Genomic DNA, 13,484 nt, shown 5'->3' on the forward strand with positions numbered 1-13,484 from the left:
TATTGTTCACTCATCTGTTGAAAATGGTTCACTCATTCGTTGAAAGAGGAGTGTTGGCCAGATTGTTAACGGCTTGTGCTTTACATTTTCCCCCTTATACTGGCGCCATCTTGTCGGAGTGCTGACCGTCGAACGACGCGAAGCTGAGACCGTTAATTCGGGATCCGTGGAACCTGATCAGGTTAAAACCTGCGAAGGGAAACAAGGGTAACTTGCGGGTTACCGCGCCGGGGGCGTCACGCTACAGAGAGCAGAGCCCCCGCTCATCGAAGGGATCACCCGAGATGGGTCAGGGCGCAGAGGAGGGGGCCTGTCCCATCCGGTTGTCCAGCACGTGGGGCGCCTTGCCCACAGCGTGTGGAGAGCGGGGAGTGGCAGAACAGCAGAGCGGAGATCCATCCCGCGCGCACTCCCTCCTGATATCAACACCCCGCCGCAAGTTCATCTTCTCCTCGAACTCCAGACAAGCAAACACCCATAACTTCAACCAGTTAATGTGAGTTTTGCTATGTCTACTTCTGTATCTGATACCGCCAAATCCAGCCGCCGCGAGCAGCGCTCCAGCGCCCAGGCCTTTATCGACAGCCTCAAGGGGATGGCTCACCCCAACTCCCGCCGCATCTTTATCGAAGGCTCCCGCCCCGATATTCGTGTCCCGCTGCGGGAGATCCAGCTGGCCGACACCTTCGTCGGCGGCCCTGTCAGTGGCGATAAGGAGGCTCCCCAGTTCGAGCCCAACGAACCGATCCCGGTCTATGACACTTCTGGCCGTTACGGGGAGGAGGGGGTCGCCATCGACGTGCGCCGCGGTCTGCCACGCCTGCGGGAAAACTGGGTGCTGGAGCGCGATGACACCGACGCCCTGCCGGGGCTCAGCTCCACCTTCACTCAGGAGCGGCTGGCCGACGAGGGGCTGGATCACCTGCGCTTCGATCACCTGAACTCTTTGCAACATAAGCCGCGCCGCGCCAAGCCGGGTCGCCGGGTCACCCAGCTGCACTACGCCCGCGCGGGCATCGTCACTCCCGAGATGGAATTTATCGCCATTCGCGAGAACATGGGGCGCGAGCGGGTGCGCTCAGCGCTCTTGCGCACCCAGCATCCGGGGCAGGGTTTCGGTGCCCGCCTGCCGGAAAATATCACCCCCGAATTCGTGCGCGATGAGGTGGCCGCCGGTCGCGCCATCATCCCCAGCAACATCAACCACCCGGAAGCGGAGCCGATGATCATCGGCCGCAATTTTCTGGTGAAGATCAACGCCAACATCGGCAACTCGGCGGTCAGCTCCAGCATCGAAGAGGAGGTGGAGAAGCTGGTCTGGTCGACCCGCTGGGGCGCCGACACCGTGATGGATCTCTCCACCGGCCGCTACATCCACGAGACCCGCGAGTGGATCCTGCGCAACAGCCCGGTACCCATCGGTACCGTGCCCATCTATCAGGCACTGGAGAAGACCAACGGCATCGCCGAAGAGCTCACCTGGGAGCTGTTCCGCGATACCCTGCTGGAGCAGGCCGAGCAGGGGGTGGACTACTTCACCATCCACGCTGGCGTCTTGCTGCGCTTCGTGCCCATGACCGCCAAGCGCCTCACCGGCATCGTGTCGCGCGGCGGCAGCATCATGGCCAAATGGTGCCTGTCGCACCACAAGGAGAACTTCCTCTACCAGCACTTCCGCGAAATCTGCGAGATCTGCGCCGCCTATGACGTGGCGCTGTCGCTGGGCGATGGCCTGCGCCCCGGCTCCGTCTATGACGCCAACGACGAGGCCCAGTTCGCCGAGCTGCGCACTCTGGGCGAGCTGACCAAAATCGCCTGGGAGTACGACGTACAGGTGATGATCGAGGGGCCGGGTCATGTGCCGATGCACATGATCGAACGCAACATGACCGAGCAGCTGGAGCATTGCCACGAGGCGCCTTTCTACACTCTTGGCCCGCTCACCACCGATATCGCGCCGGGTTACGATCACTTCACCTCCGGTATCGGTGCGGCGCTCATCGGCTGGTACGGCTGCGCCATGCTCTGCTACGTCACCCCTAAGGAGCATCTGGGGCTGCCCAACAAGGAGGATGTGAAGCAGGGGCTGATTACCTACAAGATTGCCGCCCACGCAGCCGATCTGGCCAAGGGTCACCCGGGCGCCCAGATCCGCGACAACGCCATGTCCAAGGCGCGCTTCGAGTTCCGCTGGGAGGATCAGTTCAATCTGGCCCTCGACCCCGATACCGCCCGCGCCTACCACGACGAGACCCTGCCGCAGGAGTCCGGCAAGGTGGCCCACTTCTGCTCCATGTGCGGGCCCAAGTTCTGCTCCATGAAGATCACTCAGGATGTGCGTGACTACACCGCCAAACTGAATGCGGCCAAACTCGAATCGGTCGCGATCAAGATGGTCGGTATGGATGGCCAGCAGGAGCAGGTGGTGGCTCAGGTGGAGAGCGGCATGGCCCGCATGGCTGAAACCTTCAAGGAGACCGGCGGCGAGATCTACCATCAGGCGGCGGCGCTGAAACAGGCCGCAGGGGAGGAGGCGTGAGCAGCGCAAGCGAGGCTGTCAGCCCCGCCGACCTGTCGCCCGTGACCGACTCGCGACCCTTGGGTTGTGATCTCAAAATGAGAGTCTGGACCATCGCCGGTTCTGACTCCGGCGGCGGCGCCGGTATTCAGGCCGACTTGCACACCCTGCACGACCTGGGCGTGCACGGCTGCTCGGTCATCACCGCTATCACAGCCCAGAACTCGGTGGCGGTGAAGATGGTCGACCCTGTGCTGATGCAGACCTTCACCGCCCAGATCGACGCCCTCGGTGTCGATCTGCCGCCTGCCGCCATCAAGATCGGTCTGCTGCCGACCCGGCTCCATGTGGAGGTGCTGGCCCGCCGACTGGCGAACATCGATGCCCCCTTTGTGGTCTACGACCCGGTGGCTATCGCCAGCACCGGCACTCCGATGGCGGAGCCCAATATGCTGACGGCGGTGCGCGAGCAACTGCTGCCGCGTCTGTCGCTTATCACCCCCAACGGCCCCGAGCTGGAAGCCCTGACTGGCATCCCGGCGACCAGCCCCGCGCTGGTGCGGGCGGGTGCCGCGCGGCTGCGTGAACTCGGCGCCCGCGCCGTGCTGGTCAAGGGCGGCCATCTGGGCTGGAGCGGCGATCTCTGCCTCGACTACTACCAGGACGAGACCCGCGAGTTCTGGCTGGCGGCGCCGCGCCTCGATACCCGCCACGGCCACGGCACCGGTTGCTGCTACGCCAGCGCCATCGCTGCCGTGGTGGCGCAGGATTATCCGGTGGAGGATGCCATCACCCTGGCACGCGCCTACCTGCAACAGGGGTTGGCGGCGGCGCAGGGGGTGGGCGCAGGCCCGGGCCCCATCGCCCATCTCGGCTGGCCTGCAGATCTTGCCCACTTCCCCCGTGCCGTGTTGGCGGGCTCAATGCTCGATCTCCGCTTCGGATTGTATGAGACAAGCAGCGCCCGCCTGCCTGATGGCCCCTTTACCGCAACCGAACAGCATCTGGGTCTTTATCCGGTGGTGGATTCGGTCAAGTGGCTACGCCGTCTGCTGGGGCTGGGGGTCAAAACCATCCAGCTGCGGATCAAGAATCTGCCCGCCGCAGAGGTGGCGCCAGCCATTCGTGATGCGGTAGCGCTCGGTCGCCGTCATGGGGCGCGGCTCTTTATCAACGACTACTGGCAGCAGGCCATCGAGGCGGGCGCCTGGGGCGTGCATCTGGGGCAGGAGGATATGGAGACGGCGGATCTCGCCGCCATTCAGGGGGCCGGGCTGCGCCTTGGCATCTCCACCCACGGCTACTTCGAGCTGATGCGGGCCCGCGAACTGGCCCCCTCCTATATCGCGCTCGGCCATATCTTCCCGACCAATACCAAGGCGATGCCTTCGCGTCCGCAGGGGTTGGTGCGGCTGCATCGCTACCGTGCCCTGATGGCGGAGTGGCCGACGGTGGCCATCGGCGGCATCAGCGAGGAGCGGGTGGCGGCAGTCAAGGGGAGCGGAGTCGGCAGCATCGCGCTGGTCTCGGCCATTACCGGAAGTAGCGATTGGCAGGGGGCGACCGAGCGGCTGCTCGCCGCCGTGGGGGCGGGGGATGAGCCGCGCTCGGTCATTGCCATAAGGGAGGTGGAGCATGCTCTCTGATACGGAGTATTTGCACGATTCAGCCCGCCAGCTTACCTCGCTGGCCGGATGGGGAGGCACTGATGTTAGCTGATGCTGAATACCTGAGATACGGCCGCCAGCTGATGCTGGCGGAAGTGGGGGAGGAAGGGCAGGTGCGGCTCAAGGATAAATCCGTGCTGATCGTCGGCCTCGGCGGGCTTGGCTCGCCGCTTGCCCTCTATCTGGCGGGGGCCGGGGTGGGCACCTTGTGGCTGGCCGATGGCGATACGGTGGATTCCAGCAATCTGCCGCGCCAGATCCTGTTCGATAGCGAGGCGGTCAACCACTCCAAGGCGGAGCTGGCCCGCGAGCGTTTGGCCGCCCACAACCCGCTGGTGGAGCTGATTGCCATTAATCAGCGGCTCGATGCCGCCAGCCTGCCGGAGTTTGTGGTCGAGGTAGATCTGGTGATCGACTGCTGCGACAACCTCGCCACTCGGCAAGCCATCAACGCCGCCTGTGTAGGGCAGGGCAAGCCATGGATCTCCGCCGCCGCAGTGGGTTGGCAAGGGCAGCTGATGGCGCGCACAGGTATGGATCACGCCTGCTACGCCTGCCTCTATCCGCTGGATACAAAGCTCGTCCAGAGCTGCGAGACCAGCGGCGTCACCGGCCCGCTGGTCGGGGTGATGGGCTCTTTGCAGGCGCTGGAGGCACTGAAACTGCTGCTCGGGATGCCAAGCCCGGTCGCCGGCACATTGCGCCGCTTCGATGCCCTGACCCATCAGTGGCAGACCCTCACTCTGGCCCCCGATCCCGATTGCCCGGTTTGCGGGCAGCGCCGATGCCCGACACACGATAAGGAGATCACCCCATGATCCTCACCATTCGACTCAACGATAAAGATCAGCCGCTGGCGGCAGGGCAGAGTGTCGCCGACCTGCTGGCGGCGCAAGGGGTCAATCCCCAAGGGGTGGCGGTAGCCCTTAACGGTGCCGTGCTGCCCCGTGGCCGCTGGGCCGAGACCCGTCTCAATGACGGGGACGAACTCCACCTCTTCACCGCCATTGCGGGAGGCTAATCCATGATGCTCGCAGTCCCATTTTCGAGCGTTCTGCCTTGCGGCGGGGCCTCATCTCTTCTTATCGCAGTGGCAGGAGGCTGACATGCTGACAATTGCCGATCACACCTTCTCATCGCGCCTCTTTACCGGCACCGGCAAGTTTGCCCGCCCGGATCTGATGGCCGCCGCCATCGAGGCGAGCGGCTCCCAACTGGTCACCATGGCCATCAAGCGGCTCGAACCGGGCAAGGCCCACGACGATATCCTGAGCCCCTTGCTGAAACTCGGGGTCAAGCTGTTGCCCAACACCTCCGGCGCCAAGACCGCCGCCGAGGCGGTATTTGCCGCCCACCTCGCCCGCGAGGCGCTGGGGACGAACTGGTTGAAGCTGGAGATCCACCCCGATCCTCGCTATCTGCTGCCAGACCCAATCGAGACACTCAAAGCCGCCGAGCAGCTGGTGAAAGAGGGTTTTGTGGTGCTGCCCTACTGCGGGGCCGACCCCGTGCTTTGCAAACGGCTGGAAGAGGTGGGCTGCGCCGCCGTGATGCCGCTCGGCGCCCCCATCGGCTCCAATCAGGGGCTGGTGACCCGGGAGTTTCTCTCCATCATCGTCGAGCAGGCCAATGTGCCCGTGGTAGTGGACGCGGGCATAGGTGCACCGAGCCATGCGGCCGCTGCCTTTGAACTGGGCGCCGACGCCGTGCTGGTCAACACCGCCATCGCCGTGAGCGGCGACCCGATCGCCATGGGCCGCGCCTTCGCACTCGCCTGTGAGGCCGGGCGCAGCGCCTATCAAGCTGGTCTCGGCGCCCGCGCCCTGCAGGCGCAAGCCTCCAGCCCGCTCACCGATTTTCTGGGGGCGTTATGAACCAGGGTTTAGAGGAGATAGATGCTTCGGCTATGGGCTCCGTACCAGATGATCAGTCAAGTGTTCGCCCCCCTCGCCCTCTGGGAGAGGGGCTGGGGGTGAGGGCTACGGGGGTGAGGGATCTGGAGTCGCAGGATGCCGCCCCCTCCTTCCTCGACCGCTGGCAGGAGCTGGAGTGGGACGATATCGGCATGCAGATCCGCGCCAAGAGCGCCGCCGATGTAGCGCGGGCGCTGGGTTCACCCCGCCGTACCCTGGCCGATTTTATGGCGCTGATCTCGCCAGCTGCCGAGGCCTATCTACCGCAGATGGCAGCCGAGGCCGAGCGGCTGACCCGCCAGCGCTTTGGCAACACCATCGGCTTCTATGTGCCGCTCTATCTGTCGAACCTCTGCGCCAACGACTGCACCTACTGCGGCTTCTCCATGAGTAACCGCCTCAAGCGCAAAACCTTGAATACAGAGGAGATAGATCGCGAGTGTCTGGCCATCAAGGCGCGCGGTTTCGACAGCGTGCTGCTGGTGACCGGCGAGCACGAGCACAAGGTGGGGCTCGCCTATTTTCGCGAGGTGATGCCCATCATCCGCCGCCACTTCAGCACGGTAGGGATGGAAGTGCAGCCCCTCTCGCAGGCCGAATATGCCGAGCTGAAGAGCCTCGGCCTCGACGCCGTTATGGTCTATCAGGAGACCTACCACGCCCCCACCTACGCCCGCCACCACCTGCGCGGCAACAAGCGGGACATCGCATGGCGCCTCGCGACGCCCGATCGGCTGGGCCGTGCCGGGATCGACAAAATCGGGTTGGGGGCGCTGATCGGCCTCTCATCGGATTGGCGCGCCGACAGCTACTTTGTCGCCGAGCATCTGAGCTGGCTTGAACGCTACCACTGGCAGAGCCGCTATTCACTCTCCTTCCCGCGCCTGCGCCCCTGCACCGGTGGGCTGGAGCCTTCCGTCATCATGTCAGATCGCCAGCTGGCCCAGCTAATCTGCGCCTGGCGCCTCTTCTCACCGACGCTGGACTTGTCGCTCTCCACCCGCGAGTCGGCCACCTTTCGCAACGGCGCGGTGCGCCTTGGCATCACCCAGATGTCGGCCGAGTCGCGCACCCAGCCGGGTGGCTATGCCGAGGGGGATGCAGAGGAGCTGGAGCAGTTCGCCATCCACGACGATCGCCCGGTGGGGGAAGTGGCCGCCGCCGTGCGGCAGGCGGGGTTGCAGCCGGTGTTCAAAGATTGGGAACCGTTTTTGGGGAGATAGAGGGTGATTTCTCTTTGCCATACGCAGATCGGAGAGAGTGATGCCGGAACACAATAGCTATTCGCGGTAAACGTTGGGCTTCGCAAGCTCAGCCGCAACCTACATCTGTGGTAGGTTGGCGCTGAGCGTAGCGAAGCCCAACATACGGGATGCTTTGTGCTCAAATAGTGGAAATAACTACGGCACTATATTTCCACCAGAAAATTAAAGGAATTTCGATAGATTCAGTTCTGTTGAAACTCTTAGAATTTTGTGTCAAAAATTTTGTTTTTCGCTGTTGTTGTTAACTTTATGGCTCCATAATGTTCTGCTAGGAAATTTATGTGCTCAATTTCATCAGGATGTAGCTGGGTCCACGTTTCGCCCACAAACCAACGAAAATGAACACCCAAATTTGATTTTACTATATTTCTATATGTTTTTTTATCGATGTTTATGGGGGAGTGACTCTCCAGTAAAACAACTAATTGATCAAAAGATTCGATAGCTTGGCTTAAATGTGGTAAATAAACAGATGAGTCGAATTTAGTTCCTTGTTGAACTAGTTTTTTAAAATTCTCAGCTAAAGCTGTGTCTACACTCGTATTGCTTCCTTCTAACTCAAAATGTGCAGACCTTATATGGGAGAGTAACATTTTTAGTTGGTTGAAAAATATTGAGTCAAAATCTTGCTTTGTTGAAGATAGCACTTGCTGTTCTAAACTCTCTTTGCTTTTATTTAATGATTGGTCTGTCAAGTAAACGGTCGCCAATAACAGTATGACTGAAAAGAAGGACAGCATTGGGCCTAACACACCACCGAAGAAACTCCCCAGTCCAGCCCATTTTGATGTATCATTCCATAAGCCGATTCCAAATTTAAAAATATATAAACTTATAGGGACTAAATAGCTGTTCCGAATAGTAGATCACCGGAGGAAGGGAACTCAGTCCAGTTTGTGCGATCTCATTAGTCGCCAAACAAAACAAGCCACACCCAAAGGACTGAGTTGATGCCTATGGCATTGTTGCCCAAATCAGGCAGCAAGTCATGGCTTCCCCAGCCCCAGGTGACCGCTACACTCGGGACTTTCTGACAGGTAGACCAAGGGTATTCAGTTTGTTTATGGCACTGACATACGCCATGACTTCTCCCACTTGGCCATTGTAGTTACGCAGACTGATTTTCCCCGCCAGCAACTGCTTGAACCGATACATCGCCGTCTCTGCCAGCGAGCGCCGGTGATATCCCGACATCTTCTTCCAGTGCGCCAGCCCTTCCTTACGCATCACCAGCACAGCGTCATTTCTTGGGTGCCCCTTTTTCCATAACCCCGCGTTCTTGCGAGGCGGGATACAGGCTGTCGCCCCTTTGCGTGAGATAAGCTGATGGCTGGCTTTGCTGTCATAGGCGCCATCCGCATAAACACGTCCCAGATTGCGCCGCAGTGGGTTGAGCAAGGTCGGCAGCACCTCGGCATCATGGACATTTTCCAACGACACTTCCGCTGCCACGATATCGTGAGTGGCCGGGTCCACAGCCAGATGCAACTTGCGCCAGACTCGCCGCTTCTCGGCGCCGTGTTTTCTGACCTTCCACTCGCCTTCACCAAATACCTTCAGGCCCGTCGAATCGATAACCAAGTCAGTGATGCGCCCCTTAGAGGGCTGTCGATAAGCCACCGTCACCGTGCGTGCTCGCTTGCTGACACAGCTGTAATCGGGGGCACAAAGCGGTACGTTCATCAACTCGAACAGGGAGTCGAGTAGTCCCTGGGTGGCCCGCAGAGTGAGGTTAAAAATCCCCTTGAGCATCAGGAAGGTACAGATGGTCTGGTCAGTGTAAAGCTGGCTGCGGCCCCGCCGCCCATGATGGTCGTGGTGAAACCAGTTGCTCATGGCCTCGGCATCAACCCAGAAGGTGAGTGAACCACGGTTAATCAAAGACTTGTTGTATTTAGGCCAGTTGGTGATGGGGTGAAGCGACGTGCCCATGATGCAGACTTGAAGAGGGTGGTGGTGATCAGATCACCGAGTCCTCAGTTAGTTCCATTCAGGCGGCATCGATTTGGGAAACAACGCCGGTAGGGGCGACCATCCCATTAACAACGCTTATTTTTGCCATCTATTCCCTAAAACTATGTCAGCTAGAAATTTAATTCGATAATTCACTAATTTATTGGGATTCTGATAGAGGCAGCATCATACAAGAACGCAACCTAACTCTCTGCAAAACCATTTAAAATAAATCCACTGTAATATTTTACATTGACTCACATTAAATAATAAAATATATTTTTCCCTTGCCATCATTTAGGAAGTTTATGTGTTATGGAAGCAGTTCTCTCATCAAATAAAAAACAAAGATGTGTTAATTTCGTCGCGGATGTATTTGCACTCAACACCTTTTGCTATTTCATATCAATACCTATAGAACTAGGTTTTGCACAGATGAGTTTGGAAACTCATCTGCATGCTAGACTCATAGGTTTATTTATAATTACCACAACAGCAAGGCCTTTCGGCCTTTGGCGTGATTGGATATTCAAGAAGTGTAGTTTAACAGACCAGAACAAAGGAGTATTTCCTTATTTAGTTGATACATTTGCTTATTTATCATTTGAAATGCCATTGTATCTAATTAATTTGTCGATAAGTGGTGCATCTTCTGAGCAAATGATTAGAAGTGTTTTTATATTTTTTTTAATATCTGGCATCGTCGGGCGACCATACGGAATTTATCGTTCCTTCCTCAGAAGGAACGTTTTTAAAATAAACAAAAATTAAAGTAAAGGTGAATAGGAATGGATGTAAAAACTATTGTCTCTAGTGTTGATCTCAAGGAAATGGTTATCGTTGATTGTGGCCATATCGCTATTTTCTCCAAAGAGAATGGTTATTCATTCGGAAGATTTGGAGAACCTAGCCATCATGAAATTAATACTCTAATGCTAGGGATTGAATTGTTAATATCTCTGAGAGAAAGTGGTCACAATGCCATGCTAAGTATTTGTTTATCCGACTTGGCAGGTATCGCTGGAGGAAACCAAGAGAGAATCTCAATTATTAATAACTTAAACGATGGTATTAAGAGCCCATATTTACCAGAAGAGTACAAAAAAAACTAAAGGATAATGGTTTAACTGTAGATGATGTGATTATAAATTTACAATCTAAGGGCAATGAGAAATTTAAAAAAGTAATACGTAGAGTCCGCTCAAACATTATAAAATCATCTGAAAACCCAGATAATAGCAAGCATTTTTATAAAAAATATAATGCTGTATTTTTGACTTCTGGTGATAAAGAACTATTTTCTTTATCCACTCCATTTTTGACCAATACTGAAACTGAAGATCAATATTATCAGGGCGATTGATGGAAAGGCGAAGAATACAAAGTTAAAGATAGCGTGTTAAATAGTATTCCACTTATTAGACTTAAAAAAAACCCCATTATCAACCTATATGAATCTGGCGGGAAAGTTTTATGCCCTGCAACATACAGTGGATTGCTTAGCCACTTTGATAATAATGTTGATCATATTGCGATTTATGCACGCGGCGATGATGATTTCATTGGTGAGAAAATAATCCGCGGCGTTATAGCATCGAATATTCTTTCTGATGAATTTTCAAGAAACTGCGTTGAAATTATTATTTCAAAGAGTGGAAGTTTAGAAATATCAATCATACGTGAAAATGAAATAAGACGTTGTGGTTGTGAATATGAAGCATTCATTTCAAAAATTTCCAATAATATTTCTTCTAATGACATGGTAGTGATGTAACTTAATATGATATATTTTGATAACGCAGCATCAGCAATTCCATTCACAAGTGCAGTGGATTTTATCCCTAACTATGGCAACCCATCAAGCAATCATAAAGCCGGTCATGATAGCAATCAAATTATCCATAATGCTAGGAAACTACTTGCTGACATTTTTGGCGGAGATGCAGGAAGCTACTATTTCACTTCAGGTGCAACCGAGTCGGCAAATATAGCAATACAAGGATATTGTCGCTTCTTGAAAAAACTGAATCAACACGTGATGAAATAATAGTTTCCGCAGTGGAACATCCAGCTGTTTTCAATACTGTACATGAAATGAAGAAACAAGGATTTTTAGTTCATGTATTAAGTGTTGATAATGCTGGCATAATTAACCTTCACGATCTAAAAAGCTTGGTTAGTTGCAAAACAGCCTTAGTATGTATAATGGGCGTTAATAATGAGACAGGTATAATCCAACCAATCAATGCTGCTTTTAAATGTATCAAAGACATCGATCATGGCATAGTCACAATGTGCGATACAGTGCAATACCTGACTAAAGTAAATACAAAGCTTGACCTGGATAATATCGACTGTTTTTTTGCTTCAGGCCACAAAATAGGAGCGACAAAAGGAATCGGACTATTATATTTAAATGAAATGGTAATGGTCGATCCTTTATTTTTTGGTGGTGGTCAAGAAAGTGGTTTACGACCAGGAACTGAAAATCTGTACGGCATAGAGTCGTTATCAAGAGCTATAAAAGAACACGCTCAGAAATGTATTATTTATCAGGATCATGTGCAAATTTTAAAAAAAAATCTTCTTAATGGGCTTGAAGAAGCTGGTATTAGTTATCAAGTGAACACACTAAACGCCCCAACTTCTGACTATATACTGTCACTTGCGTTTCCTGGCCAAGATGCGAGCCAATTAGCAAACTATCTAGCGAATAAAGGAATATGTATTTCAAGAGGTTCTGCATGTAGTAGTACATCCGCAAAACCGTCTAGAGTATTGAGTGCCATGAAACTTGATCGTAAGACCATAAACTCCACTATAAGACTGTCATTTTCACCTAACAACACTCTAGATGAAGTAAAAACGTTCTGTACGCACATGATTGAGTACCATGTAGCTACAAATGCACAAATCTAGTTATCTACCCGGCACCAGCCTCAAACTGGTGTCTTATTTACGCTACCTTTAGTGTGCATTTGTAGTGATGTGATGGACGCCCCCACTCAGCGCGGTCAGTTTGGCACACCTCATGATAGAGCACGCGGTTTAAGCGGGTCATATTGAGCAATACCAACACGGGGCACATAGATACCGCCGAGTGTCCGAGTCTCTCACCTATTCAATAGGAAAGGCCACACCGTGAGGGCATGGCCTTGTCTATTTAGATGAGGAAGTCATCCAGCTGACGACCTTGCTCGAGTTGCTCAGCCAGGAACTTGGGGGTACGGCCCTGACCGGTCCAGGTTTTCTCTACGCCATTTTCAACATAACGGTATTTCGGGGGACGCGGTGCTCGTTTCGCTTTTGCCGCAGTCGCTGCTGCTGGGGCACTGCCTACCAACTCAGTCGGGTCAATGCCAGCTTGAGCCAACATCGCTTGGAACTCAGCCAGCTTTTGCTGATGCTCAGCATTGGCTGTTTGCTCTTTTTCTGCCTGCTCTAAACGCTCTAAATAGCTGTTCCGAATAGTAGATCACTGGAGGAAGGGAACTCAGTCCAGTTTGTGCGATCTCATTAGTCGCCAAACAAAACAAGCCACACCCAAAGGACTGAGTTGATGCCTACCCTACCACCCCTGCCACGACCACAACGGCGCCGCATTCACAAAATCATCCATGCCACCCGTGATAAAGGACATGCTCGTCGCTTGATGGCCATCTTGCTGTTACATGAAGGACGCACGATCACTGATGTTCATCACCTTACCGGCGCGCTCGACCATCGGTCGTTGGCTTCAGTGGTATCGGGATGAAGGTGTGGGGGCTCTAGAAGCCTTACCGGCTGGCCGTTCCCCGGTCTTACCTGTCGCCAAGATTGTCACCTTACTGGTGCTGCTCATGCAGTTTTCTCCGCAAGATTTTGGTTATCAGCGCAGCCGCTGGTGTACCGAACTATTGGCTATCAAAATCAATCGGTTAACAGGCCTCAATATGGCAGCCTCCACGCTCCGCCGATGGTTACCTCGTATGGGCATTGTCTGGCGAAGGCCCGTGCCAACCTTGCGGATAAAAGACCCGGCCTATCAGGAGAAAATGGCGGATATCGACGCTGCGCTGGCCCGCTGTGATGCCGATAATCCGGTGTTTTATGAGGATGAAGTCGATATAGACCTCAATCCCAAATTAGGGGCCGACTGGATGTTCAGAGCGCAGCAAAAGCGGGTTGT

The 13,484-nt window shown here is 54.6% G+C and carries 13 protein-coding genes, 2 pseudogenes and 1 riboswitch; of the genes and pseudogenes, 12 read left to right on the plus strand and 3 right to left on the minus strand.

Translation table 11 applies throughout. From position 1 onward, the window contains the following. The first annotated feature begins 104 nt into the window (after positions 1-104). Positions 105-218, plus strand: a riboswitch (TPP riboswitch). A gap of 290 nt (positions 219-508) precedes the next feature. The 6 genes from thiC (at position 509) to thiH (ending at position 7,321) form a co-directional block, all read left to right on the plus strand. Continuing rightward, on the plus strand, positions 509-2,539 hold the full coding sequence (gene thiC / locus BN4575_RS14400; RefSeq protein WP_068978692.1) for a phosphomethylpyrimidine synthase ThiC: 2,031 nt from the start codon (positions 509-511) through the stop codon (positions 2,537-2,539). Further along, complete coding sequence (gene thiE / locus BN4575_RS14405) at positions 2,536-4,164, plus strand: thiamine phosphate synthase (protein WP_068978693.1); 1,629 nt, start codon at positions 2,536-2,538, stop codon at positions 4,162-4,164. Before thiC ends, thiE begins: the two co-directional genes overlap by 4 nt. Before the next feature lie 62 nt (positions 4,165-4,226). Then, on the plus strand, positions 4,227-5,003 hold the full coding sequence (locus BN4575_RS14410; RefSeq protein WP_068978694.1) for a HesA/MoeB/ThiF family protein: 777 nt from the start codon (positions 4,227-4,229) through the stop codon (positions 5,001-5,003). After that, entirely contained in the window at positions 5,000-5,206 is a 207-nt protein-coding gene (gene thiS, locus BN4575_RS14415; protein WP_068978695.1) for a sulfur carrier protein ThiS, read from the plus strand. The genes BN4575_RS14410 and thiS overlap by 4 nt, the downstream gene beginning before the upstream one ends. An 85-nt stretch (positions 5,207-5,291) precedes the next feature. After that, positions 5,292-6,059, plus strand: coding sequence for a thiazole synthase (locus BN4575_RS14420; protein ID WP_068978696.1), 768 nt, complete (start codon positions 5,292-5,294; stop codon positions 6,057-6,059). Between the two features lie 32 nt (positions 6,060-6,091). Then, complete coding sequence (thiH, locus tag BN4575_RS14425; RefSeq protein ID WP_083221048.1) at positions 6,092-7,321, plus strand: 2-iminoacetate synthase ThiH; 1,230 nt, start codon at positions 6,092-6,094, stop codon at positions 7,319-7,321. A 242-nt stretch (positions 7,322-7,563) separates the two neighbouring features. Here thiH and BN4575_RS21810 read toward each other — a convergent pair whose 3' ends face one another. Continuing rightward, on the minus strand, positions 7,564-8,058 hold the full coding sequence (locus BN4575_RS21810) for a hypothetical protein (RefSeq protein WP_176716437.1): 495 nt from the start codon (positions 8,056-8,058) through the stop codon (positions 7,564-7,566). Positions 8,059-8,377: 319 nt separating this feature from the next. Then, entirely contained in the window at positions 8,378-9,295 is a 918-nt protein-coding gene (locus BN4575_RS14430; RefSeq protein ID WP_068978697.1) for an IS5 family transposase, read from the minus strand. 336 nt (positions 9,296-9,631) lie between these two features. Here BN4575_RS14430 and alaE point away from each other — a divergent pair, with 336 nt between their 5' ends. From alaE to BN4575_RS21280, 5 genes are all read left to right on the plus strand, one after another. Then, complete coding sequence (alaE, locus tag BN4575_RS22625; protein WP_083221049.1) at positions 9,632-10,087, plus strand: L-alanine exporter AlaE; 456 nt, start codon at positions 9,632-9,634, stop codon at positions 10,085-10,087. Between the two features lie 17 nt (positions 10,088-10,104). Further along, positions 10,105-10,428, plus strand: coding sequence for a hypothetical protein (locus tag BN4575_RS14435; protein ID WP_068978698.1), 324 nt, complete (start codon positions 10,105-10,107; stop codon positions 10,426-10,428). Positions 10,429-10,712: 284 nt separating this feature from the next. Then, entirely contained in the window at positions 10,713-11,090 is a 378-nt protein-coding gene (locus tag BN4575_RS21815; RefSeq protein WP_141689810.1) for a hypothetical protein, read from the plus strand. Positions 11,091-11,096: 6 nt separating this feature from the next. Then, complete coding sequence (locus BN4575_RS14440) at positions 11,097-11,363, plus strand: aminotransferase class V-fold PLP-dependent enzyme (RefSeq protein WP_083221050.1); 267 nt, start codon at positions 11,097-11,099, stop codon at positions 11,361-11,363. Positions 11,364-11,374: 11 nt separating this feature from the next. Continuing rightward, a complete protein-coding gene (locus BN4575_RS21280; protein WP_256028975.1) occupies positions 11,375-12,235 on the plus strand; it encodes a cysteine desulfurase family protein in 861 nt (286 codons plus the stop codon). Between the two features lie 244 nt (positions 12,236-12,479). Here BN4575_RS21280 and BN4575_RS21285 read toward each other — a convergent pair. Then, positions 12,480-12,833 (minus strand): annotated as a pseudogene (locus tag BN4575_RS21285) (H-NS family nucleoid-associated regulatory protein). Positions 12,834-12,875: 42 nt separating this feature from the next. Between BN4575_RS21285 and BN4575_RS14450 the strand changes: the two are divergent. Beyond that, a pseudogene (locus tag BN4575_RS14450) lies at positions 12,876-13,484 on the plus strand (IS630 family transposase); the annotation flags it as partial.

The sequence above is a fragment of the Aeromonas sp. EERV15 genome (assembly GCF_900079845.1).
Classification (GTDB): domain Bacteria; phylum Pseudomonadota; class Gammaproteobacteria; order Enterobacterales; family Aeromonadaceae; genus Aeromonas; species Aeromonas sobria.

Coding starts and splice junctions, on each gene's coding strand:
- BN4575_RS14440 (WP_083221050.1), top strand. CDS start 11,097: ATGATATATTTTGATAACGCAGCATCAGCAATTCCATTCACAAGTGCA.
- thiH (WP_083221048.1), top strand. CDS start 6,092: ATGGGCTCCGTACCAGATGATCAGTCAAGTGTTCGCCCCCCTCGCCCT.
- thiS (WP_068978695.1), top strand. CDS start 5,000: ATGATCCTCACCATTCGACTCAACGATAAAGATCAGCCGCTGGCGGCA.
- BN4575_RS14410 (WP_068978694.1), top strand. CDS start 4,227: ATGTTAGCTGATGCTGAATACCTGAGATACGGCCGCCAGCTGATGCTG.
- thiC (WP_068978692.1), top strand. CDS start 509: ATGTCTACTTCTGTATCTGATACCGCCAAATCCAGCCGCCGCGAGCAG.
- BN4575_RS14420 (WP_068978696.1), top strand. CDS start 5,292: ATGCTGACAATTGCCGATCACACCTTCTCATCGCGCCTCTTTACCGGC.
- BN4575_RS14435 (WP_068978698.1), top strand. CDS start 10,105: ATGGATGTAAAAACTATTGTCTCTAGTGTTGATCTCAAGGAAATGGTT.
- BN4575_RS14430 (WP_068978697.1), bottom strand. CDS start 9,295: ATGGGCACGTCGCTTCACCCCATCACCAACTGGCCTAAATACAACAAG.
- alaE (WP_083221049.1), top strand. CDS start 9,632: ATGGAAGCAGTTCTCTCATCAAATAAAAAACAAAGATGTGTTAATTTC.